We start from the raw sequence: 22,065 nt of genomic DNA on the forward strand, positions 1-22,065 counted from the left end.
TGCGGCGCGCGGCCTGCCCGGAAGGGCCAGGCCGCCAGGCCCAAAGGCAGGATGGGGTCCGGCCGCAGGCCGGGGACCGTTCAGCCGCGGGAGTGCCCCGCGGCTGCGCCGGACTAAGGGATCAGGCGGCCTTGCTGGCCTTCTCCATCTTGGCCTGCACGGTGGCGATGGCCATTTCCGCCGGGCTGACGTCCGCCGCCTGGGCCTGGGTCAGGATCGCTGCCATGGTTTCATCCAGCGCCCGCAGCTTCTCGGCGACAAAGCCCTCGCGGTCCTTGATCTTCTGGATCTCGGTGGCGACGTTGATGATGCCGCCGCCGTTGGCCACGAAGTCGGGCGCATAGAGGATGCCGCGGGCATGCAGCGCCGCGCCGTCCTCTGCCGTGGCCAGCTGGTTGTTGGCGCCGCCTGCGACGATGTCTGCCTTCAGCTGGGGGATGGTCTGGGCGTTCAGGATGCCGCCGATGGCACAGGGGGCAAAGACGTCCGCCTCGGCGCCGTAGATCTCCGCCAGCGGCACTGCCTTGGCGCCGAACTCTTCGATCGCCCGCTCCACACGGCTCTCGTCGATGTCGGTGACAACCAGTTTGGCGCCGGCCTCGTGCAGGAACTGGCAGAGGTACCAGCCGACGTGGCCCAGGCCCTGCACCGACACGGTGACGCCGGACAGGTCGCGGCTGCCGTGCTTGCGGGCGCGGGTGGTGCGGATGGCGTTGAAGATGCCGCGCGCGGTGATCGGCGAGGGGTCGCCGCTGGCGAACTCGCCGTCCGCGAGGCCCGCCACAAAGCGGGTTTCCTCCGCCAGGATGGCCATATCCGCCGGGCTCATGCCCATGTCCTCGGCGGTGATGTAGCGGCCGTCCAGGCTCTCGATGGCGCGGGCAAAGGCGCGCAGCAGCTCAGGCGTCTTGTGCTTGGCGGGATCGCCGATGATCACCGCCTTGCCGCCGCCCAGCGTCAGCCCCGCGGCCGCGTTCTTGTAGGTCATGCCTTCGCTGAGGCGCTTCACGTCGGTCAGCGCTTCGTCTTCGCTGGCGTAGGGCCGCATGCGCAGTCCGCCGGCGGCCGGGCCCAGGCGGGTGGAATGCACGGCGATAAAGCCCAGGAGGCCAACGGACGGCTCCTCGACGCGGTAAATCTCTTCATGGCTGCTGGATGCGACGGCAGTCACTGTCATTTGGTTTGATCCTCCTAAACCTTCCCGGAATAATAGCGGGTCCGCAGCGCCGGTTTTCACCAAAAAGCGGTGCGGGAATCGGCTGTTTTGGTGGTAACCTCCAACAGGGGCGTCACGTTTAGGGAAAACCGCCATGGATTCGATTGACCGCAAGATTGTCGCCGCGCTTCAGCGCAACGGGCGGCTGAAGATTTCGGAACTGTCCGGCATGGTCGGGCTGTCGCCCACGCCCTGCGCCCGCCGGGTCGCCAGCCTGGAGGAGAGCGGCGTGATCTCCGGCTATTCCGCCCGCGTCGATCAGGCCAAGCTGGGGCTGCCTGTCACCATCTTTGTGGCTGTGGAGCTGGACAGGCAATCCACCGAAGCGCTCAGCGCCTTTGAAAACGCGGTGCGCCGGTTCGATCAGGTGATGGAATGCTATTTGATGACCGGCACACGGGATATCCTGCTACGGGTGGTGGCCGAAGATCTGCCGGATTTCGACCGCTTCCTGGAAGACAAGCTGATGCGGGTGCCGGGCATCCGCAACACGCGCTCCAGCTTTACCCTGCGCACGATGATCCAGCGCGACGCGCTGCCTGCCTGCTGACCAGGTCACGGCGCCGTCCGCGGGCGGCTGCAACCGCGCGTGAAGAAAATGCGCGCGAGGGGCAAAAATCTTCTGCCGGCCCTCTTGCGGAGCCTGCATCCGGGCGTTAAAAGCCTGCCTCACGGGTGATTAGCTCAGTGGTAGAGCGCTTCGTTCACATCGAAGATGTCAGGAGTTCAAATCTCTTATCACCCACCATTTTTCCGGAAAGGCGCTCCCTGCGAAGGTTGAGCGCCTTTTTCCGTTTCCGGGGTTTCGCTGGCGGCGGCTTGCGGCTACCAATTTGCCCGAGAAACCGGGCAGGGGGCGCGTGATGCAATTTCCGAAAATCTGGCTGCTGCGGCACGGGCAGACCGAATGGAACGCCGAGCGGCGCATCCAGGGCCAGCTGGAATCGCCGCTGACGCCGCTGGGGGTTCAGCACGCCCGCCGGCAGGCTGCGCTGATGGCGCCGGTGATGGAACAGGCCCCGGCCTGTTATGCCTCGCCCCTGGGCCGGGCGCAGCAGACGGCGGATATTGCCCTTGGCGGCGCGCCGTTTGCGACCGATCCCCGCCTGGCGGAAGCCTTTGCCGGAGATTTCCAGGGCATGACGCTGGCAGAGGTTGCAGCGCAGTACCCGCAGATCCACGGGGAGAACCCGTACAATCTGGACCTGTTCTGCGAAGCGCCCGGCGGCGAGGGGTATGACAGCTTCCATGGCCGCATCCTGGACTTCATGCAGTCGCTGACCGGCCCGTCGGTGGTGGTGGCGCATGGACTGTTGGGGCAGGTGATGCGCGGTATCGTCTGCGGGCTGAGCCGGGACCGGATGGCGGCGCTGCCGAACGGGCAGGGCTGTGTCTATGTGCTGGAAAACGGGGCGGAGACGGTTCTGGAGTGACCGGGCCGGGCTGGTCGAAAAATCTGCTTTTTACTCTTGAACTGCCGGGCGGCTTTGTCTAAATCCCCGCTCATCGGGTCGTTAGCTCAGTTGGTAGAGCGCTTCGTTTACACCGAAGATGTCGGGAGTTCGAGCCTCTCACGACCCACCATCCCCCCTTGCAGAACAAGACCGAAGTTCGCCCATGAGGCGGTGCTGATAAGTCGTTTTTCCTGCCGTTTCAGGGGGTTGTCTGGCGCAGGTCATTTTTTTCCCGGAAAGTTCGGAAAAAGGCAAAACACGGCTTGACGGCTTAGGGGGGTGGGAATATTACAGCCCAACATTCAGCAGCGATGCTGGATTTGCAGCGGGCGGTTGTAGCTCAGTTGGTTAGAGTACCGGCCTGTCACGCCGGGGGTCGCGGGTTCGAGCCCCGTCAACCGCGCCACTGCTGCACCCCATCCTGGGGTCAATCAGGATCCGCCCCGGAGGGGAACCGGACCGGAGACGGTCCGCCGCAAGGCGAAAATGCGGTTGTAGCTCAGTTGGTTAGAGTACCGGCCTGTCACGCCGGGGGTCGCGGGTTCGAGCCCCGTCAACCGCGCCACTTTCGCCCGCCGCCCTGACGTTTCAGGGTCCGCCCCGGAGGGGATAATAGCCGAAAGGCCCATGCGCGGTTGTAGCTCAGTTGGTTAGAGTACCGGCCTGTCACGCCGGGGGTCGCGGGTTCGAGCCCCGTCAACCGCGCCACTTTCCCCTTTTCTAATGATGCCGCTCCCAGGCAATGCTGGACGTCATTCGTGCATCCTGCCCCCTGTTTCCGGGGTGTCCTGGCTGAATGTGTTGAGCCACTTCCCGCCTTCTTTCTCCCAGAGTGACGATATCAGCATTACCTTCCATTCCGCCGAGCCTGATGACCGGTAGGACGCGCGGTAGGAGAGCAGTGCAGCAGCATTGCCGATGCAGCGCAGGCGGGCGCTGCTCAGCCTGTATTCGGCCACCACTGGCCCGTCTCGGAGCTGCTCGCAGTGATCGGCTTTGCCTGCAAAGCCGCTGGGGTAGACGCCCAGAAAGCTGTCAGCGAGGACTTGCGCGTCTAAATGCCGGTCGCCGAGAACCATGGCCTCCCAAACGCTGGTCTCCAGGGTGAGGATTTCGTTCAGTTGCGGGCCGTCAGTCGGAATCATTTGTGTCATGACGCCAGCCTGACCGCGGGAGGCAGGTCAGGCAAGCGGCCGGTTTGCAGCGGCGGCCTTCAGAGCGCAGGCGGCACCGGTTCCGCGCTGGTGTCGTGGCGCCAGCCGGTCAGCTCGGCGTTCACCCACTTCTTGATGTGGTCCAGATCGGGTTTGGGATTGGCCTCCAGGTAGCGCAGCAGGACGCGGGTTCCGTGCTGATAGCCGGCGCGGTAGCTTTCCTCCGGGTCTGTCTGGTTGCCCTCGAATCCGGAAGGCCGTTTGAACCTGCTTTGAACCATCTGCTGTCTCCGTCTGTAAGGTCTTGCGTGCTACCGGGCAGGCTAGGCCAAGAGCGATAAGCAAGTCTTAATCCGCGTGCGTAAAACGAACGCAAATTGCGGCGGAGAGGTGCTGCGCAGCGGGGCGGTTACAGGGGCGGCAGAGGGCTGAGGAACTCCAGCAGTGCGGCGGCGGTTTCGCGGGGGCTGCTGTCGATGAAGAAATGCCCGCCGGGGATGCCTCGCGCGGTCATGTCCTGCAGGTGCGGCGCCCAGGTCGCGGCGACGTCATAGGCTTTGCCCATGGCGCCGTCTGCCCCGTAAAGCACCAGCGCCGGGCAGTGCACCTTGCGGTCCAGGTCGCGGGCATCGTGGTGGAAATCGACGTCGATGGCGGCGCGGTAATCGTTGCGCATGGCATGCACGCAGGCCGGATCCGCCCAGGCGCGGCGGTAGGCCGCCAGCGCCGGCGCCGGGAAGTCAGACAGGGAGGCGCCGCCCCAGCCCAGCAGGCAGCTTTCGAAATAGGCCTGCGGATCGGCGCCGATCATCCGCTCCGGCAGCGGCGCGGGCTGGGCCAGGAAAAACCAGTGGTAATAGGCGCGGGCCACCTTCTGCGTCAGCTGGTCCAGCAGCAGGTGGGTCGGGATGATGTCCATCACCGTTACGCTGGCCACCGCCTCTGGCGCGTCGAGCGCCAGCCGGTACGCAGTGCGCCCGCCACGGTCGTGGCCCGCCAGGTGAAAGCGGGGGAAGCCCAGGGCGCGCATCAGCGCCAGCTGGTCGGCGGCCATGTTGCGGAAGCTCATCGCGTCCACGCCTTCGGGTTTGGAGCTGGCGCCGTAGCCGCGCAGATCCGCCGTCACCACGGTGAAGCGGCGGGCGAGGTCGGGGGCGGCCTCCTCCCACATTTCCTTGGTCTGCGGGAAGCCGTGCAGCAGCAGCAGCGGCGGGCCGTCGCCGCGCAGGGTATAGGCGATCTGCTGGCCGTTCACCTGCAGGGTGCCGGATTGAGGCGATGCTGGCATGGTCTTCTCCCTTCGCGGCGGCGGGTTTCCGGGATTGGACCCTGCCGGCGGCTTAGGATCAAGCCTGCCGCTGTGTTTTCGCACCGGGGAGGGGGCTCCCGCGCCTTGGCGCCGCATCAAAGATGCAGCCCCACAAGCCTTGGGCCCGGCGCCGTGCTGGCACACGGCGCGCGCCGCGCCAGCGGCGCCATACCCAACGGGAAGAGGGCCTTGCCAGAGGCCCGATGACGGGCGGGAGGGTTCGCTTGCGCGGCTTCAGCCCGAAAACTGCGGCACGGGCGGAGCGCGGAGAAGCGTCCGCCCGCTGTTCGTCACTTCGTGGTCAGGGCGTCCAGGACGCGGGCCCAGGAGCGGATGCCCTTGTGGAAGCTTTTCAGGTCGTATTTCTCGTTCGGGGAATGGATGGCGTCGTCATCATTGGCAAAGCCGATCAGCATCGCGTCCATGTCGAGGATCGACTTGAAGTAGCCGGCGATCGGGATCGAGCCGCCCATGCCGCAGAACACCGCCTCGCGCTGCCACTCGTCCGACAGCGCGCCGCGGGCAGCCTCGAATTCGGGCCGGGAGATGTTCATCACCGAGGCGGGCGAGCCTTCCAGGTCGTTGTCCCAGCGCACCGCGGCATCCACCGGCAGGCGGTCCTCGACGTGTTTGCGGATTTTGCTGCGCAGCGCGTCCGGATCCATGTCGCCGACCAGGCGGCAGGTGATTTTGCAGTGCGCTTCCGACGGGATCACGGTCTTGGAGCCGGCGCCGTTATAGCCGCCCCAGAGACCGTTCACCTCCAGCGTCGGGCGGGCCCATTGCTGTTCCAGGGTGGAATAAGCGGTTTCGCCGTGCGGGCGGGTGTAGCCGACGGAATTCAGGTACTCGGCCTCGTCAAAGCCGCAGGTCTGCCACTGGCGCAGCTGGTCTTCCGGCACCTCGTGCACGCCTTCATAGAAACCATCGACCGCGACGCGCCCGGTTTCATTGTCATAGAAGGAGGCGACGACTTCCGACAGCACCCGCAGCGGGTTCAGGCCGGGGCCGCCATAATGGCCGGAGTGCAGGTCGATGCGCGGGCCAATAATGGTGAATTCATCCTTCAGCATGCCGCGCAGCTGCGAGGAGATCGACGGCACTCCGCGCGACACCATGGACGTGTCGCAGATCAGCGCGATATCGGCTTTCAGCTCTTCGGCGTTGGACTCCATGAAGGGGATCAGCGAGGGGGAGCCGCTCTCCTCTTCGCCTTCGAAGAAAAAGGTGATGCGGCAGGGCAGGGAGCCGTTCACGTCCTTCCAGGCGCGGCAGGCCTCGACAAAGGTCATCAGCTGGCCCTTGTCGTCCGACGCGCCGCGGCCGCGGATCACGGTGCCGTTCGGGGTGTCCTCCAGCTGCGGCTCAAACGGCGGGGTTTTCCACAGGTCCAGCGGGTCGACCGGCTGCACATCGTAATGGCCGTAAAACAGCACATGCGGGACATCTGTATTCTCCTCGCCCACGTGGCCCACCACCATCGGATGGCCCGGGGTTGCGCGTTTCTCCGCCTTGATCCCGATGGCGTTCAAATCCGCAACCAGCCAATCGGCGGCCTGGTCGCACTCCGCCTTATAGGCCGGATCGGTGGAAATCGACTGGATGCGCAACAGCTCCATCAGCCGCCCGGTGGCGGCGTCCAGCTCTGCGTCGATCCGGTCCAGAACGTCATTCAGTGCCATCTCATGCTCTCCTGTTTGCCGGGGGAAGGCCCGGAATTTGGGCCAATTTGCCGCGGACCCTAGCAGTGCCCTCGGCAAGGGGCCAGAGGGGGCAGCGCAGGATTTCTTCTGTCTCGTCCGGGCCGCCGCAGCCGGAATGCGCACGGGACACGACGTAAACGGACGCAGGTTGGCCGCAGCTGTCCTTGCCCGTCCTTTGATTAAGTTCTATTTGACCTGCATCAATGTTGCGCACCCTTGCCTGCGGGTATGCAGTTGATCGAAGGGGAGGCCTGCGGTAACCATTCCTGAACGTGAATGTGGTTTAATTGCCGGACGGCCAAGCCCTTTACACAGCCCGCGTGCTTCGAGGGAGCACAATTAGCTATGGAGATGCCGGTGGACTATACCGCGAAACTGGATGCTGCAATTGGCAGCCTGCACCAAGAGGGACGCTACCGGACCTTCATCGACATCGAGCGCAAGAAGGGCCATTTCCCGCATGCGGTGTGGAACCGGCCTGATGGCAGCAAGCAGGACATCACTGTCTGGTGCGGCAACGACTACCTCGGCATGGGCCAGAATCCGGTGGTGCTGGACGCGATGCATGACGCCATCAACGCAACCGGCGCAGGCTCCGGCGGCACCCGCAACATTTCCGGCACCACGGTCTATCACAAGCAGCTGGAGGCCGAACTGGCCGATCTTCACGGCAAGGAAGCGGCGCTGCTGTTCACCTCGGCCTATATTGCCAATGACGCGACGCTGAGCACCCTGCCCAAGCTGTTCCCGGGGCTGATCATTTATTCCGACGCGCTGAACCATGCCTCGATGATCGAAGGCGTGCGCCGCAACGGCGGCGCCAAGCGCATCTTCCGTCACAATGACGTGGCCCATCTGCGCGAGCTGCTGGAGGCCGACGACCCCAGCGCGCCCAAGCTGATTGCCTTTGAATCGGTCTATTCGATGGACGGCGACTTTGGCCCGATTGCGGAAATCTGCGACCTCGCCGAGGAATTCGGCGCGCTCACCTATATCGACGAGGTGCACGCGGTCGGCATGTACGGCCCCCGCGGCGGCGGCGTGACCGAGCGTGACCAGCTGGCCCACCGGATCGACATCATCAACGGCACCCTCGCCAAGGCATACGGTGTGATGGGCGGCTATATCGCCGCTTCGGCCAAGATGTGCGACGCCATCCGCTCCTATGCGCCGGGCTTCATCTTCACCACCTCTCTGGCGCCTGCGGTGGCGGCAGGGGCGGCGGCCTCGGTTGCCTACCTGAAGGGGGCGCAGGACCTGCGCGACAAGCATCAGGACCAGGCCAAGGTGCTGAAACTGCGGCTTAAGGGGTTGGGTCTGCCGATCATCGACCATGGCAGCCACATCGTGCCGGTGATTGTCGGCAACCCGGTCCATACCAAGGTACTCTCCGACCACTTGCTGGAAGACTACGGCATCTACGTGCAGCCGATCAATTTCCCCACCGTGCCGCGCGGCACCGAGCGCCTGCGCTTCACGCCGTCGCCCGTGCACGGCCCCAAGGAGATTGACGCGCTGGTCAAGGCGATGGACTCATTATGGTCGCATTGTGCGCTGAATCGTGCCGAACTTGCCGGGTAACATACTGATCAGTGTAAATTAACGCTGAGTGTGTTACGCTGCTGTCAACCAATGAGTGGATCTGAGTCGCGACTGTGATTCCTTCACCACTCTGAAACGAGGCGGCAGGCATTTATGGGACGGCAGGCATGATCGGGCGCTTCACCCAGCGCAAGCAGGAAGAGCATGGCGAAACAGCAGAGCCCAAGGGTTTTGATGATTTCGAACTGAAGCTTGGCGACGTGATGCGCGGCGAGCGGGCGACAATGGGCAAATCGCTGCTCGACGTCCAGCGCGAGTTGCGGATCAAGGCCTCTTACATCGCTGCCATCGAAAACTCCGACCCTTCCGCCTTTGACACGCCCGGCTTCATCGCAGGCTACGTGCGCTCCTACGCGCGCTATCTCAACATGGATGCGGAGCAGGCGTTCCAGGATTTCTGCCAGGAAAGCGGGTTTTCCGTTGCCCACGGCATGTCTGCCGAGGCGTCCAGCCGCAGCAAGACCGGCGCGGCGCCGGCCGCCAAGTCCACCGGGCTGGGCGGCGATGCGTTTGCCTCGCCCAATACACCGTTCATTCCCGCGCCCAGCAGTTTCCTCAGCCAGATCGAACCGCGCGCGGTCGGGTCGCTGATGGTGCTGACGGCGCTGATCGGCGGCATCACCTATGGCGGCTGGGCCGTCCTTAAAGAGGTGCAGCAGGTGCAATTTGCGCCGGTGGATCAGACCCCGGCGGTGCTGGCGGATCTCGACCCGCTCAGCAGCGCGGTGCTGGAAACCGCCGAAGGCAGCCAGGACCCGGCGGCAGAGGCGCTGGACCGGCTTTACCGCCCGCAGGCGCTGGACGTGCCGGTGCTGATCGCCCGCGATGCGCCGATTTCGACCCTGGACCCCTCCACCATCGGCAACTTCGCCGCGCCGGAGCTGCCCAGCGTCGCCCTGGCCGACGCCAGCATGAGCTACGGGGAAGACGCGCTGTCACAGCCGGTGCCGCAGGTGGTGGCCGAGGTTGAACCGGGCGTGGAAATGGTGGCGGTGCGACCGTCCTGGGTGCAGGTCACCGCAGCCGACGGCAGCGTGATTCTGGAAACCATCATGGATGCGGGCCAGCGGTTCGAAGTGCCGATGACCGAGGATGCACCGCGTCTGCGCACCGGTGAAAGCAGCGCCATCTATTTTGCGGTGAACGGCGAGCATTTCGGCCCGGTTGGAAAGCGCGGCCAGGTGTCCAAGAACATCGATCTGTCGATGGAGGCGATCACCGGCCGGTTCGAGCTGGCCGACCTGCAGGATGGCCGCAACGAGGCGCTGGCCACCCTGGTGGCACAGCTGCAGCCTGCGCCGCCCGCCGAATAATCCCCCTCCGTTTCCTCTTTGAACCGGGCGCCTGCCATTGCAGGGCGGCGCTGCTGCGCGTATCTAGGCGCTAACAGGAGCCAGCCGGGACACGAACCTCATGTCGATGAACCACATCCGCCCTTGGCGCCATATCGAGCGCCGCAAAAGCCGCCAGATCCATGTCGGCAACGTGCCCGTCGGCGGCGATGCCCCGATTGCGGTACAGACGATGACCAACACGCTGACCACCGATGTGGCGGCGACCGTGGCGCAGGTGCAGGCCGCGGCAGAGGCGGGCGCCGATCTGGTGCGGGTCTCGGTGCCGGATGAGGCGTCCTCAAGGGCGCTGAAGGAGATCGTGCGCGAAAGCCCGGTGCCGATCGTCGCCGACATCCACTTCCACTACAAGCGCGGCATCGAGGCCGCCGAGGCCGGCGCCGCCTGCCTGCGCATCAACCCGGGCAACATCGGCGACGAGAAACGCGTGGCCGAGGTGATCAAGGCCGCCCGCGACCACAATTGCGCGATCCGGATCGGGGTGAATGCCGGGTCGCTGGAAAAGCACCTTCTGGAAAAATACGGCGAACCCTGCCCGGAGGCGATGGTGGAGTCAGGCCTCGACCACATCCGGATCCTGCAGGATCACGACTTTCACAACTTCAAAATCTCGGTGAAGGCTTCCGACGTGTTCATGTCCGCCGCCGCCTACCAGCAGCTGGCGGACGCCACCGACGCGCCGATCCACCTCGGCATTACCGAGGCGGGCGGCTTTGTCTCCGGCACCATCAAATCGGCAATCGGCCTGGGCCAGCTGCTGTGGATGGGCATCGGCGACACCCTGCGCGTCAGCCTCTCCGCCGATCCGGTGGAGGAGGTGAAGGTGGGCTTTGAGATCCTCAAGTCCCTCGGCCTGCGCCACCGCGGCGTCAACATCATCTCCTGCCCCAGCTGTGCGCGGCAGGGGTTCGACGTGATCAAGACGGTGGAAGCGCTGGAAGAACGGCTGGCGCATATCCACACCCCGATGAGCCTCAGCATCATCGGCTGCGTGGTGAACGGCCCGGGGGAGGCGCTGATGACGGATGTCGGCTTCACCGGCGGCGGCGCGGGTTCCGGCATGGTCTATCTGGCGGGCAAGGCCAGCCACAAGATGTCCAACGCGCAAATGGTCGACCACATCGTCGAAGAGGTCGAGAAAAAAGCCGCCCAAATCGAGGCGGCCCAGGAGGCGGCGGAGTAAAGCTCCAGCCGCTTCATCTTTCCAAAAGCACTCCGGGGTCCGGGGCAGAGCCCCGGTTCCGCCGGTCCGGCAGGAAACTCAGCTCTGCTTCTCGCGGATCTCCGCCACCATGATCTCCATCTGGTCTGCAGGCAGGTAGCCGCGCAGCAGTTCGGTGCCCAGCACGAATGTCGGGGTGCCTGAGATCGCCATTTTCTGCGCCAGCTCGCGGGTTTGGCGCAGTTCGGCAGTCACTTCCTCGCTGTCCATTCTGGCAAAGATCGGGTCTGCATCCAGCGACAGCCCTTCGGCCAGGCGGCGCAGGGCCACTTCATTCGGCTCGCCGCCGAAGGCGATCAGCGCGTCATGCACCTGCTTGTAGGCGTCGTCCCCGGCCACCTGCTTGGTTGCGACCGCAAAGCGCGAGGACAGCACCGAGGCTTCGCCGAGGATCGGGAATTCCTTGATCACCAGGCGGATATTGCCGTCGCTTTCCAAAAGCTTCTCCACTTCCGGCGCGGCGCGGCGGCAGTAGCCGCAGCGGTAGTCCATGAACTCGACCAAGGTGATATCGCCATCGGGGTTGCCGCCCACCCAGGAATAGCCGTCGTTCTGCAGCTCTTCCAGGTTATCGGCAACCAGGACATCATCGCGGGCGGCCTCCGCCTGCTGCTGGCGCTCCTCCAGGAGGTCGACCGCCTCCAGGATCAGCTCGGGGTTCGCCAGGATGTATTCGCGCACTTGCTCGCCAAAGGCCTCGCGCTCGGCATCCGACATGGCGTTGATGTCAAAGGCCTGCGCCGGGGCGCCCAGCAGGGCAAGGGCAGCGGCTGCCGCAGTGGCGGTGCGGGTGAAAGGGGTCATTTTCTTCTCTTTCTCTTCTGAGCTTGTTCATAGGCCGACAGCACATCCTGCGCCCGCCGGGCGGCGGGGGATCCTGCTGGCAGCTGGGCCACGGCCCGTTTGGCGTGAATGCCGGCGTCATCCAGACGCCCTTGCAAGGCATAGCGTTCGGCGGTGACCAGGGCGGCCATCCCGGTCTGTCCGGTCTGGGCATAGGCCAGCGACATGTCGCGCAGCAGCACCGGGTTGCGGAAGTCAATGGCGCGGGCGCGCTCCATGGATTTGAGCGCGGCCTTGGGCTGGCCCGCGGCCAGCTGCGCGCGCCCGTATCCGGTCAGGATCAGCGCGTCGCTGGGGGCCAGGCTGACGGCCTTGCCATAGGCGGCGAGCGCAGCGTTCCACTGGCGGTTTTCGATCAGGATCTGGCCCTTCAGGTCGTGATAGAAGGGGTCGGAGGGGCGCACGGCCAGGGCGCCGTTCACCGCTGAAAGCGCTTTCTTCAGGCTGTTCTGCCGGTGATAGGCCGCGGCCTCGCGCATCAGGCGGACATCCTTGTACTGCTCCTCGCGCACCCGGCGCAGGGTCCATTTCGGAGCCCGGGTGAAGGCCGACAGCTTGCCGCGGACGCGGGCAAACCAGTATCGCGCCTCCGGACTGGCCTGGCCGCTGTCGCCATGCGCCGCCAGATAGGCCTGAGCGGCGCGGATGCGGTCGCGGCTGAGCGGGTGGGAGCGGGTATAAGGGTCCTGGCTGCCGGCGCTCAGCACCTCTTGGCCGGCAAAGGCGCGGTGCAGGTCGACCAAACCTTGCGGGCTGATGCCTGCGCGGTTGAGGTAATCGGCGGCGGAGCGGTCGGCAGAGCTTTCTTCGGCCCGCGTATGGGCCAGGAAACTGCGCAGCGCGGAATTCTGGCTGCCGATGGCGATGCCGGCGGCGGCTTCCCCGCTGCCGGCCGCGGCGGCCAGCACCGACAGCGCCAGGCCCAGCCCCGCAGCGCTGTTGGCAGAGCGCAGGTTCTGCATCCGCCGCGCCAGGTGGCCATTGGTGATATGGGCGGCCTCATGGGCGATCACCGCCTGCAACATTTCCGGGCTGGTGACCTTTAGGATCAGCCCGTAATGCACGAAAATCGTTCGTGAATCCAAAACGAACGCGTTGAAGGAGGAATCGTTGACCAGCAGGATCCGCATCCGCGCGGCGTTCAGCCCGGCAGCGCGCAGAACAGGGGCGGCCAGCCGGTTCAGCCCGTGTTCGATATCCGGGTCCCGCAGCAGCGAAATCGACGCCGCCTGCGCGGCCGCTGCAAACTGAAGCAGCGCGCAAACCACAAGAGCCGGGATTGACGCCAGCCGGAAGAAACGGTCAAAACTCATGCGCGCACCATGGGAGATCAGAATGCGAAACTCAAGCCGCTCCAGTGTTGATCCGTTTATTGTGATGGATGTGATGGAGGCCGCCCGCAAGGCTGAGGAGGCCGGCCGCCACATCATCCACATGGAGGTCGGGCAGCCCTCGACCGGGGCACCCGCCGGGGCGGTGGGGGCGCTGGGGAACGCGCTGGAAAACAACGCCTTGGGTTATACCGTTGCGCTTGGCCTGCCGGAGCTGCGCAAGCGAATCGCGCGGCTCTACGGTGACTGGTACAACGTCGATCTGAACCCGGAGCGGGTGATCGTGACGCCGGGCTCCTCGGGCGCGTTTCTTCTCAGCTTCACGGCGCTGTTCGACAGCGGCGACCGGGTGGGCATCGGCGCGCCGGGCTATCCGTCATACCGGCAGATCCTGAAGGCGCTGGGGCTGACCCCGGTGGACATCCAGACCGCCCCTGAAAACCGGTTGCAGCCGGTGGCAGCGGACCTCAAGGGGCAGAAGCTGGCCGGGCTGATGGTGGCCTCGCCCGCCAACCCGACCGGCACCATGCTGGACCACGCGGCGATGGGCGCGCTGATCGATGCCGCCCAGGCGGAAGGCGCCAGCTTCATCTCCGATGAGATCTATCACGGGCTGGAGTATGAGGCGAAGGCGGTGACCGCGCTGGAGCTGACGGATGAGTGCTACGTGATCAACTCCTTCTCCAAGTTCTTCTCGATGACCGGCTGGCGGGTGGGCTGGATGGTGGTGCCGGAGGACCATGTGCGGGTGGTGGAGCGGATTGCCCAGAACATGTTCATCTGCGCGCCGCACGCCAGCCAGGTGGCGGCGCTGGCCGCGCTCGATTGCGAGGACGAGCTGCGGGAGAACCTGGCGGTCTACGCAAGGAACCGCCAGCTGATGCTGGAGGGGCTGCCCAAGGCCGGTTTCACCAAAATCGCGCCGCCGGACGGGGCGTTCTATGTCTATGCGGATGTGTCGGACCTGACCAGTGACAGCCGCAGCTTTGCCGCAGAAATCCTTGAAAAGGCTGGCGTTGCGGTGACGCCGGGGCTGGATTTCGACCCCGTCCGCGGTGCCACCACGCTGCGGTTCTCCTATGCGCGCTCCACCGCGGATATCGAGGAGGGGCTGGCGCGTCTGGCGCTTTACATGGCGTCCAGGGACTGAGCCGGGGATAACTGCAGAAGGCGGATTTCCTATTCCGCCGGAATTGCCTAGTCTGCCCGGCAAAAGGCCAGAAGGCCGGGCAAGAGGCGCGCATGGGCAGACTGTTTTCATTTTCCGCACTGATTTGGCTGCTGGCCGCAGCGGGTTGGGCGCAGGGCTTCAGCGGCCTGGCCCGCATCGACGCAGAGGCCAGCCGGGTGCGCGATGCCGGGCAGGGGGCGGAGATGACGCTGGGCCTCAGCCAGGGGGTGCCGTACCGGCTGTTTACCCTGGACGGCCCGCCGCGGCTGGTGCTGGATTTCCAGGAGGTCGACTGGACCGGGCTGACGGCGAACAAACTGGTGCAGGGCGGTCAGATCACCGCCGCGCAGTTCGGCACCTATGTGCCCGGCTGGTCCCGGCTGGTGCTGCAGCTGGCGCAGCCGATGAAGGTCTCCTCGGCGGCGATGCGCATTGATCAGGTGACTGCCGCTGCGCGTCTGGCGGTGTTACTGGAGCCTGCCACGGCAGAGGAGTTCGCCGCCAGCGCCGGCGCCCCGCAGGATCCGCGCTGGGATTTGCCCGCGCCGCAGGAGATGCAGGCCAGGGCCGCGCGGGATGAAAATGCGCCGCTTCTGGTGATGCTGGATCCGGGCCATGGCGGCATTGATCCGGGAGCGGAGACAGAGGTTGTCATCGAGAAGCACCTGATGCTGCAATTCGCCCGCGAACTGGGCGAGGCGCTGCTGCGCTCCGGCCAGTTCACCGTGATGTTGACCCGCGACGATGACTATTTCGTCTCGCTGGAGCGCCGCATCGCAATGGCGCATCAGGCCGGCGCCGATGTGTTCATATCGCTGCATGCGGACACGATCTCGGAGGGGCGCGCGCATGGCTCCACCGTCTACACGCTGTCCCGGGAGGCTTCCGACGCCGCCTCGGCCAAACTGGCGGAGCGGCATTTGCGCGGCGACCTGTTGTCCGGAACTGACCTCAGCCAGGCGGACGACCGGGTGACCGGCGTGATGCTGGACCTGGCCCGGCAGGAGACCCAGCCGCGCAGCGACGCGCTGGCGGCGGCGCTGATTGACGGGCTTCGCGCGCAAGGCAAGCCGATCAACAACCGGCCGCTGCGCTCTGCCGGGTTTTCGGTGCTGAAGTCAGCCGATATTCCCTCGGTTCTGGTGGAGATCGGTTTCCTGTCCAGCAAGCGCGACCTGAAGAACCTGGTGGATGCGGACTGGCGCGCCAAGGCGGCCCGCGGCATCCTGAACGGGCTGATCACCTGGCGCGCCCAGGATGACGCCCGCCGCGCGCTGGTGCGGAAGTAGCACGCAGACGCATTCGGACCTTTTCATCCAGGTCCGGGCTGATGGGGTCTCTTCGTTAGCCAGTCTTGGCTTCGGCCTTGGCCAGCGCCTTTTCGATCTCGCGCTCAAGCGCCTGCTTGTGCGGCGCCAGGAGGTCACCGGCGGCCTTGGCCATCAGCCCCTGCTTTTCCAGGCCGGCGGCGATGCAGTCCATCAGCTGCCCCTCGGCCTTGCTTTTCTCCATGCAGGAGCTGACGATTTTCTCCAATTCAGTCATGTAGCTGGTCAACGCCTTGGCGATGGCCCGCCCGGTGAAGAATTTATGCGCCATCCGCAGGACGGTCTGCAGCGCGATTTCGGCGCCGATCTTGCGCGGAATGGCGGTGAAGCGGCCCAGGATGATCTCGATTTCCTTGCCGCCCCAGCGCGCCGCCGTGCTCCACAGGTATTTGCTGAGCCAGCTGGAATTGACCATGCGGCTGGCCAGCCGCTCGCCGACGCCTTTCATGATCATCTGCCCGGCCTTGGCGCCCAGCCAGCCTGAAAAGCCGCCCGCCACAGCCGCAAAGGTGATGCGCTTGAAGGACCCGGCCACGCCGCCGGCCTTGACCCATTGGCCCTTGAGGATGACGCCGTTTGCAATCTCCTGAACCGTGTTCTTGCTGGCCGCGACAACGGCGCCTGCGGTGGCGGGGTTCACCCCGTTGGTGACCAGGATCAGCTGCACGATGTCGGCGGCGCCATCGCGCAGGTCGACAGAGATTTCCTCGCAGATCTTGGCGCTTTGGCCCAGTTCCTTGGACAGCATGTTCAGATCAAGCGCCACCGCGTCGAGCAGGATCTTGGTCTGCTTCATCTGCTTGAACGACGCCAGCAGGCTTTTCTTGTTCTTGCCATAGGTCATGTCGACCAGCTTGCCGATGGCGGCGTCGGCCTTCTTCAGCGATTTCGCCGGGCGGTCGATGTCGGCATTCGGGGTCACCATCTTCACGAAGAAGGTCCAGAACCCCTTTTGCATCTCGCGGTACTGGTCCTGGTAATTCCGCAGCGTGCTCATGAACGCCAGGGTCTCGGTGTGCAGGCGGCTCTGGATGGCGTCCACGGCGTCGCCCATGTCGTCCTCGGTGAACCAGTGGGTCTTGCCCCGCCATTTCACCTCATAGACCTTGCCCTTGGCCGGCAGCGGCCTGCCGCCTTGGGCCTTGGCAAACTGTTCGGCGACCTTGACCGGGGAGCTGTCCAGCATCTTGAACGTCTTAGAGCCGGGTTCGACCAGGCTGGTCACCTTTGTCTTCACCACCTGCTGCTGGAACTGGCCGATGGCGAGGATCGTCGGCTGCCCCACCTTGCCGTTGGTCGGCACCCGCTTGTAACCGACGGTCGCCGCGTGTTCGTTGAGCATCTTCTGGACCAGCACAACGTCCTTGGGGTCGTTCACCGCGGTCTTGCCGCCGCCGACCGGAGCACTGAGTTTGGCCATAGCTGTCTCCTCCACCTTATGGGCTGCCGGGTGAACCTGAAAAGGGCACGCACCGCGGCCGGCGGGCGGGGGTGGGGAGGCAGGCCAAAACGGCGGTCGGGTGCGCGTGCGTTCGGCCTGCCCGCCGCTTGCGCCGAACCGCGGCAAGCATTGGGAAAAGGGGCAGCCGCTGCTAGTATTACCGGGTCAGGATACATCACAGACGGCGCAAAACCAATTCTTGGGACGGCAGATTTCAAGACAGCACACTTTCGCCGCCGCATGCTTTGACCCCGGACACCGCCGCGCATATATAGGCGGCACCTCGCGAGAAAGGCCAAACCCCGTGCTCAGGTTCATACTCTCCTTCTTCGGCTCCATTTTCAGCACCATCACCCTTGGCGTGGCGATGGTGGCGCTGACAATCGGGGCGGTGTTCTGGATCTACGGGCGCGACCTGCCGAGCCATGAGTCGCTGGCCCAGTACCAGCCGCCGACCATCAGCCGGATTTATTCGGGCGAAGGCTATCTGATTGACGAGTTCGCCAAGGAACGCCGCCTGTTCACGCCGTCGCATGAGATCCCGGACCTTGTGAAACAGGCCTTCATCTCGGCCGAGGACAAGAACTTCTACAGCCATTCCGGCTATGATGCCCGCGGTATCGCCGCTGCCGCGATCGAGGCAGTGCAGTCGCGCGGGGAGAACGTGCGCGGCGCCTCGACCATCACCCAGCAGGTGATGAAGAACTTCCTGCTGTCCGGCGACCGCCGGGCCGAGCGCAAGATTAAGGAAATCATCCTCGCCACGCGGCTGGAGGAAACGCTCGACAAGGAACGGATCCTGGAGCTGTACCTGAACGAAATCTTCCTGGGCCAGAACTCCTATGGCGTAACCGCCGCCGCGCAGACCTATTTCAACAAAACGCTGAGCGACCTGGCCCCGCATGAGGCGGCCACCCTGGCCGCGATGCCCAAGGCGCCGTCGGATTACCACCCGGTGCGCCAGAAGGACCGGCTGCTGGCGCGGCGCGACTACGTGCTGCGGGAAATGCGCGAGAACGGGTACATCTCCGCCGATGTCTATGAGGTGGAGGTCGCGCAGCCGCTGCGCTCGGTGCAGAACGGCGATTTCGAGGCGTTCCGCACCGCGCTGCCGCCGCGGGATTATTTCACCGACGAAATCCGCCGCCAGCTGACGCAGAATTTCGGTGAGGGCGAATTCTTCACCGGCGGTTTCACCGTGCGCGCAACTCTCGACCACGAGATGCAGGCCGAAGCGGCGCTGGCGCTGCGCGGCGGGCTGGAGAAGTACGACCGCTCCCGCGGGAAATGGCGCGGCACCGGTGTGCAGCTAGAGGAATCCCAGCTGGCGGATGAGACCACCTGGCGCGCTGCGCTGGCAGATGCCGATGTCCCGCGCGATATCGTGCTGGGCGGCAGATGGTATCCGGCGGTGGTGCTGGAGGTTGGCAGCGAGTCGCTGACCGTGGGGGTTGAGCACAGCAAGGGCACCGGGTCGGTGCCGCGCGCCGACATCAAGTGGATGAAGGGCAGCTTTGCCGAAAACTTCACCCGCGGCGACGTGGTGCTGGTGCGGGCCGATAAGAAGGACGGCGAATTCAGCCACTGGTCGCTGCGGCAGGTGCCGGAAGTGCAGGGCGGCTTTGTCGCGATGGATGTGAACTCCGGCCGGGTTCTGGCGATGCAGGGCGGTTTCTCCTACCAGCATTCGGTGTTCAACCGCGCCACCCAGGCGCTGCGCCAGCCGGGTTCCAGCTTCAAGCCGTTTGTCTATGCGGCGGCGCTGGACAGCGGTTACAGCCCGGCGACCATCGTGGTGGACGCCCCGATCGAGATCGACACGCCGCAGGGCCTGTGGCGGCCCAAGAACTCCTCGAACAAGTTCTACGGGCCCACGCCGCTGCGGACCGGCATTGAGATGAGCCGGAACCTGATGACCATCCGCCTGGCGCAAGAGGTGGGGATGCCGGTGGTTGCCGGCTATGCCGAACGCTTTGGCGTCTACGACAACATGGGCGCCTTCCTGGCCAACTCGCTGGGGGCGGAGGAGACCACGCTCTACAAGATGGTTGCGGCCTATGCGATGTTTGCCAATGGCGGCGAGCGCGTGCAGCCGACGCTGGTGGACCGCGTGCAGGACCGTTTCGGGCGCACCATCTACCGCCATGATGACCGTGATTGCGTGGATTGTTCCGACCCGTCACTGGCTGCGGGGCAGGCGCCGCGCATTGTCACCGACCGCGAGCGGGTGATGGACCCTGTCACCGCCTACCAGCTCACCTCGATGATGAAGGGCGTGGTCGACCGCGGCACCGCCTCCAGCGTTATCAACCTGCCGGTGCCCACCGCGGGCAAGACCGGCACCACCAACGATTCGCGCGATGTCTGGTTCGTCGGCTTCACCTCGAACATCGTGGCGGGCTGCTACATGGGCTTTGACCAGCCCCGCCCGATGGGCCGCGGCGCCTATGGCGGCACCATGTGCGGCCCGGTGTTCCAGCAGTTCATGACCAAGGCGGTGGAGAAATTCGGCGGCGGCCCGTTTGAGGTGCCGGAAGGCGGCCATTTCATCAAGATCGACCGCTACACCGGCGCGCGGCTGCCGGACGATGCCTCCGGCCCCTATGTGGTGGCGGAGTATTTCCGCGACGGCGCCGAGCCGATCTTCGGCCTGACCTATGACGGCGGCTTTGCGATGGGGTCGAACCTGCCGCTGGTCGAGGAGGTGCAGCAGTCCGGCCGCAAGGTCACGACGTCCAGCGGCGGTACTGCGGTGCTGGGGCCCAAGGCCACCTTCGGCACCGTCAGCTCAGGCGGGCTGTACTAGGCCCCCAGCAGCACAGCCTCATGGCGCGTCAGGCACTGGCGCGCCGTGGCGCCATAGGTCCCGGGGCACCAGCGCAAATCCGGCATGATCCGGAAAAGCTCCTCCCGCACCGGCGCGTCGAGCGCCGACACCGCCTGGCTGCCGGGGTGGAAGCTTTCGGACGGTGCGCCTTCGGCATAGATGATTTCATGCCGGTCAAACAGCAGATGCACATAGGTCACCCTGCCGCCGGGCTGCTGGCGGATGCTGCTGCCGTTGACCAGATGCAGGGCGGACACCAGCACCTCTTGCGCGCCGCACAGCAGGGCGGCGGCCGGCCCGGTGTACAGCATCCGGTGCTGCGGCGAGACCAGCAGGTCGCGTTCCGCCCCGAACAGGCCCGCGGGAATGCGCACCGGTGCCAGATTGCCCGTGGCGGGCACTTCCGACTGGCTGATCCAGCGCACCGGCTGCATCCCGTTGTCCCGTGTGATCACCTGATCGCCCGGCTGCAGGGTTTCGATGGCGCGCAGGCCCGCCGCGGTGGCAATTCTGGTGCCGGCCGCGAAGCATATGATCTGTTCGATGCCCGAGAAGCTGACCACGCTGCCATCCAGCAGCGTCGCGGTGCCGGTAAGGCTGCCGCCGGTGTTATCGGTGATGGTCAGCGTGCCCTTGTCGAGCTGGCCGTTGAAATCCAGCGTGTCGCCGGTTGTCTGCCCGCCGTCGCCGCCCGCGATGGTGATATTGTTGCTGCCGCTGTCGCCGGTGTCGACGATGGTGAAGGTGTCGTCGCCGTCGCCGCCGGTGGCGGAGTCGCCTTCGCCAACGATGAGAACGTCATTCCCCGCGCCGCCCTCCAGCGTGTCGGCGCCGCTGCCGCCCTGCAGGGTGTCGTGGCCGCCCTGGCCGTAAATCACGTCGTCGCCATCGCCGCCGGAAATGCTGTCATTGCCGTCCGCAGGCGTTTCCGGCGGCACCGTGAAGGTGATATTCGTAACCGTGTAATCCGAGCCGTCGGTGCCGTCGGTCTGCAGGTTGGCGGAGAGCACCAGCCGGTCGAACTCGCCGTAGCCGCTGATGCTGACGGTGCCGGCGCCGGTGCCCGGAGTATTTTCGGTAAAGTCGCCCTCGGCAATCAGAACGCCGTCCTTGTAGATCGCCCAATGGCCTTCTTCGCCGAACCCGTCGGTATACAGATGCTTGTAGGAGAAGCTGGCCTCGGTGGTGTTCTGGTCGAAGTCTACGATCAGTTCCTCGGAAATGCCTGAAGCCTTGTCATAGCCGATCTGGGCGTCGACGCCGCTGTCTGAATCCGAAATCGCCCCGGCCACACCAAAGGCGCCGTCGTAATAGTCAATGTTGGCAGCACTTGCGTTCCCGGCCAGATCCCGGGCGGTGACGGTGAAGCCGCTGCTGGTATCGGTGACGTTTGAATCGTCGATGTGCTGCTGCGAGTTGCCCAGCCCCGCTTCGGTGCTGCTGTCGCCATAGATCGTGTCGTCGCCGCTGCCGCCCTCAATGCTGTCGCCGCCAGCGCCGCCCAGCACCAGGTCGTTGTCCGCGCCGGCATCCACGGTGTCGTCGCCTGCGCCGGCCTCCACCGTGTCCTGGTTGCCCGACACGCCGCCGCCGCTGCCGTTGTCGATCTGGTCGCCATCGCTGTCGGTGTAGCTGCTGCCGATCGTGTCGGCGCCGCTGGTGCCCTCGACCGGACCATCCATGTCGGTGTAGGCGGGCGGGGTGTCTGCGCTGGCCGAACTGAAGCTGTCGGGCGGGCCGTAGTCCGGCACAAAATAGACGTTTCCGTCTGTGGCGAGGTAATAGACGCCCGGTTCAATCTCATCGGTGTAGGGCGTGCCGCCATGCGAGCCGGTCCAGCTCCAGTTGCCGGCGCCCAGGTTCTGATCCGTGGTGAAGGCGGCGTAGGTGGCGGTAATCGTGTCGCCATGGTCGAGCGATCCGTCTCCAAGCTGGACAAGATATCCGCTAGGCATGATCCAGGTCCCCAGGTACAGTGGCGGCCGCCCGCCGGCAATCAATACGGGAACAAGACTTAACCGCACGGCGTTAAAGCCGCGTTTTTGCAACCCGGAATCTGCGCCGCATTTTAGGATGTTTTTCTGCAGCACCTTCGGCAGCGGCGCGCGGCGT

The 22,065-nt window shown here is 65.2% G+C and carries 17 protein-coding genes and 5 tRNA genes; 13 read left to right on the top strand and 9 right to left on the bottom strand.

Features of this window, described 5'->3' with window-relative positions; all coding sequences use genetic code 11:
• Positions 1–121: 121 nt before the first annotated feature.
• Positions 122–1,177, bottom strand: a complete 1,056-nt coding sequence (locus tag R2C4_RS06725) for a Glu/Leu/Phe/Val family dehydrogenase (protein WP_141890071.1) — start codon at positions 1,175–1,177, stop codon at positions 122–124.
• 133 nt (positions 1,178–1,310) lie between these two features.
• Here R2C4_RS06725 and R2C4_RS06730 point away from each other — a divergent pair, with 133 nt between their 5' ends.
• The 7 genes from R2C4_RS06730 (at position 1,311) to R2C4_RS06760 (ending at position 3,378) form a co-directional block, all read left to right on the top strand.
• A complete protein-coding gene (locus R2C4_RS06730) occupies positions 1,311–1,766 on the top strand; it encodes an Lrp/AsnC family transcriptional regulator (protein ID WP_058287997.1) in 456 nt (151 codons plus the stop codon).
• A gap of 123 nt (positions 1,767–1,889) precedes the next feature.
• A tRNA-Val gene (locus R2C4_RS06735) sits at positions 1,890–1,964 on the top strand.
• Between the two features lie 115 nt (positions 1,965–2,079).
• On the top strand, positions 2,080–2,649 hold the full coding sequence (locus R2C4_RS06740) for a histidine phosphatase family protein (protein WP_141890072.1): 570 nt from the start codon (positions 2,080–2,082) through the stop codon (positions 2,647–2,649).
• A gap of 75 nt (positions 2,650–2,724) precedes the next feature.
• Positions 2,725–2,800: transfer RNA gene (locus R2C4_RS06745), tRNA-Val, on the top strand.
• A gap of 199 nt (positions 2,801–2,999) precedes the next feature.
• Positions 3,000–3,076, top strand: a tRNA-Asp gene (locus R2C4_RS06750).
• A gap of 82 nt (positions 3,077–3,158) precedes the next feature.
• Positions 3,159–3,235: transfer RNA gene (locus tag R2C4_RS06755), tRNA-Asp, on the top strand.
• A 66-nt stretch (positions 3,236–3,301) separates the two neighbouring features.
• Positions 3,302–3,378 (top strand) — tRNA-Asp (locus R2C4_RS06760).
• A 44-nt stretch (positions 3,379–3,422) separates the two neighbouring features.
• Here the strand turns inward: R2C4_RS06760 and R2C4_RS06765 are convergent.
• From R2C4_RS06765 to R2C4_RS06780, 4 genes are all read right to left on the bottom strand, one after another.
• A complete protein-coding gene (locus R2C4_RS06765) occupies positions 3,423–3,824 on the bottom strand; it encodes a nuclear transport factor 2 family protein (RefSeq protein ID WP_244940791.1) in 402 nt (133 codons plus the stop codon).
• Between the two features lie 59 nt (positions 3,825–3,883).
• Entirely contained in the window at positions 3,884–4,105 is a 222-nt protein-coding gene (locus R2C4_RS06770; protein ID WP_058287999.1) for a hypothetical protein, read from the bottom strand.
• A 128-nt stretch (positions 4,106–4,233) separates the two neighbouring features.
• Positions 4,234–5,112 (bottom strand): alpha/beta fold hydrolase, encoded by an 879-nt coding sequence (locus R2C4_RS06775; protein ID WP_141890073.1) that lies wholly within the window; start codon positions 5,110–5,112, stop codon positions 4,234–4,236.
• A 311-nt stretch (positions 5,113–5,423) separates the two neighbouring features.
• Positions 5,424–6,815 (bottom strand): M20/M25/M40 family metallo-hydrolase, encoded by a 1,392-nt coding sequence (locus R2C4_RS06780; protein ID WP_141890074.1) that lies wholly within the window; start codon positions 6,813–6,815, stop codon positions 5,424–5,426.
• 366 nt (positions 6,816–7,181) lie between these two features.
• Here R2C4_RS06780 and hemA point away from each other — a divergent pair, with 366 nt between their 5' ends.
• The 3 genes from hemA (at position 7,182) to ispG (ending at position 10,973) form a co-directional block, all read left to right on the top strand.
• Entirely contained in the window at positions 7,182–8,417 is a 1,236-nt protein-coding gene (gene hemA / locus R2C4_RS06785; RefSeq protein ID WP_058288002.1) for a 5-aminolevulinate synthase, read from the top strand.
• Between the two features lie 128 nt (positions 8,418–8,545).
• The gene (locus R2C4_RS06790) at positions 8,546–9,751 is read left to right on the top strand and encodes a helix-turn-helix domain-containing protein (RefSeq protein WP_058288003.1); all 1,206 of its coding nucleotides are present in this window, start codon (positions 8,546–8,548) and stop codon (positions 9,749–9,751) included.
• A gap of 100 nt (positions 9,752–9,851) precedes the next feature.
• Positions 9,852–10,973: a flavodoxin-dependent (E)-4-hydroxy-3-methylbut-2-enyl-diphosphate synthase gene (ispG, locus tag R2C4_RS06795; RefSeq protein ID WP_141890075.1), complete on the top strand. Its 1,122-nt coding sequence runs from the start codon at positions 9,852–9,854 to the stop codon at positions 10,971–10,973.
• A 78-nt stretch (positions 10,974–11,051) separates the two neighbouring features.
• Here ispG and R2C4_RS06800 read toward each other — a convergent pair whose 3' ends face one another.
• Both R2C4_RS06800 and R2C4_RS06805 read right to left on the bottom strand, forming a co-directional pair.
• Positions 11,052–11,816, bottom strand: coding sequence for a DsbA family protein (locus R2C4_RS06800; protein WP_058288005.1), 765 nt, complete (start codon positions 11,814–11,816; stop codon positions 11,052–11,054).
• Positions 11,813–13,168: a M48 family metalloprotease gene (locus tag R2C4_RS06805; RefSeq protein WP_208764528.1), complete on the bottom strand. Its 1,356-nt coding sequence runs from the start codon at positions 13,166–13,168 to the stop codon at positions 11,813–11,815. Before R2C4_RS06805 ends, R2C4_RS06800 begins: the two co-directional genes overlap by 4 nt.
• 22 nt (positions 13,169–13,190) lie before the next feature.
• Here R2C4_RS06805 and R2C4_RS06810 point away from each other — a divergent pair, with 22 nt between their 5' ends.
• Entirely contained in the window at positions 13,191–14,336 is a 1,146-nt protein-coding gene (locus R2C4_RS06810; protein ID WP_141890076.1) for a pyridoxal phosphate-dependent aminotransferase, read from the top strand.
• Positions 14,337–14,428: 92 nt separating this feature from the next.
• Positions 14,429–15,646 carry an N-acetylmuramoyl-L-alanine amidase gene (locus tag R2C4_RS06815; RefSeq protein ID WP_141890077.1) on the top strand — a complete coding sequence of 406 codons (1,218 nt, stop codon included), beginning with the start codon at positions 14,429–14,431 and terminating at the stop codon, positions 15,644–15,646.
• Between the two features lie 55 nt (positions 15,647–15,701).
• Here R2C4_RS06815 and R2C4_RS06820 read toward each other — a convergent pair whose 3' ends face one another.
• Positions 15,702–17,105: a nucleotidyl cyclase domain-containing protein gene (locus R2C4_RS06820; RefSeq protein ID WP_141890078.1), complete on the bottom strand. Its 1,404-nt coding sequence runs from the start codon at positions 17,103–17,105 to the stop codon at positions 15,702–15,704.
• A 325-nt stretch (positions 17,106–17,430) separates the two neighbouring features.
• Here R2C4_RS06820 and R2C4_RS06825 point away from each other — a divergent pair, with 325 nt between their 5' ends.
• Positions 17,431–19,932, top strand: a complete 2,502-nt coding sequence (locus tag R2C4_RS06825) for a penicillin-binding protein 1A (RefSeq protein WP_141890079.1) — start codon at positions 17,431–17,433, stop codon at positions 19,930–19,932.
• Here the strand turns inward: R2C4_RS06825 and R2C4_RS06830 are convergent.
• Positions 19,929–21,908 carry a Hint domain-containing protein gene (locus R2C4_RS06830; protein ID WP_141890080.1) on the bottom strand — a complete coding sequence of 660 codons (1,980 nt, stop codon included), beginning with the start codon at positions 21,906–21,908 and terminating at the stop codon, positions 19,929–19,931. The genes R2C4_RS06825 and R2C4_RS06830 overlap by 4 nt on opposite strands.
• Positions 21,909–22,065 lie beyond the last annotated feature (157 nt).

Origin of the sequence: Leisingera aquaemixtae (assembly GCF_006740765.1) — a bacterium.
Lineage (GTDB): Bacteria > Pseudomonadota > Alphaproteobacteria > Rhodobacterales > Rhodobacteraceae > Leisingera > Leisingera aquaemixtae.

What these genes read in the sequence shown, in the direction of transcription:
- ispG (WP_141890075.1), top strand. Translation starts at nt 9,852, where the DNA reads ATGTCGATGAACCACATCCGCCCTTGGCGCCATATCGAGCGCCGCAAA.
- R2C4_RS06780 (WP_141890074.1), bottom strand. Translation starts at nt 6,815, where the DNA reads ATGGCACTGAATGACGTTCTGGACCGGATCGACGCAGAGCTGGACGCC.
- R2C4_RS06800 (WP_058288005.1), bottom strand. Translation starts at nt 11,816, where the DNA reads ATGACCCCTTTCACCCGCACCGCCACTGCGGCAGCCGCTGCCCTTGCC.
- R2C4_RS06805 (WP_208764528.1), bottom strand. Translation starts at nt 13,168, where the DNA reads ATGAGTTTTGACCGTTTCTTCCGGCTGGCGTCAATCCCGGCTCTTGTG.
- R2C4_RS06740 (WP_141890072.1), top strand. Translation starts at nt 2,080, where the DNA reads ATGCAATTTCCGAAAATCTGGCTGCTGCGGCACGGGCAGACCGAATGG.
- R2C4_RS06830 (WP_141890080.1), bottom strand. Translation starts at nt 21,908, where the DNA reads ATGCCTAGCGGATATCTTGTCCAGCTTGGAGACGGATCGCTCGACCAT.
- R2C4_RS06820 (WP_141890078.1), bottom strand. Translation starts at nt 17,105, where the DNA reads ATGGCCAAACTCAGTGCTCCGGTCGGCGGCGGCAAGACCGCGGTGAAC.
- R2C4_RS06730 (WP_058287997.1), top strand. Translation starts at nt 1,311, where the DNA reads ATGGATTCGATTGACCGCAAGATTGTCGCCGCGCTTCAGCGCAACGGG.
- hemA (WP_058288002.1), top strand. Translation starts at nt 7,182, where the DNA reads ATGGAGATGCCGGTGGACTATACCGCGAAACTGGATGCTGCAATTGGC.
- R2C4_RS06810 (WP_141890076.1), top strand. Translation starts at nt 13,191, where the DNA reads ATGCGAAACTCAAGCCGCTCCAGTGTTGATCCGTTTATTGTGATGGAT.
- R2C4_RS06815 (WP_141890077.1), top strand. Translation starts at nt 14,429, where the DNA reads ATGGGCAGACTGTTTTCATTTTCCGCACTGATTTGGCTGCTGGCCGCA.
- R2C4_RS06725 (WP_141890071.1), bottom strand. Translation starts at nt 1,177, where the DNA reads ATGACAGTGACTGCCGTCGCATCCAGCAGCCATGAAGAGATTTACCGC.
- R2C4_RS06770 (WP_058287999.1), bottom strand. Translation starts at nt 4,105, where the DNA reads ATGGTTCAAAGCAGGTTCAAACGGCCTTCCGGATTCGAGGGCAACCAG.
- R2C4_RS06765 (WP_244940791.1), bottom strand. Translation starts at nt 3,824, where the DNA reads ATGACACAAATGATTCCGACTGACGGCCCGCAACTGAACGAAATCCTC.
- R2C4_RS06790 (WP_058288003.1), top strand. Translation starts at nt 8,546, where the DNA reads ATGATCGGGCGCTTCACCCAGCGCAAGCAGGAAGAGCATGGCGAAACA.
- R2C4_RS06775 (WP_141890073.1), bottom strand. Translation starts at nt 5,112, where the DNA reads ATGCCAGCATCGCCTCAATCCGGCACCCTGCAGGTGAACGGCCAGCAG.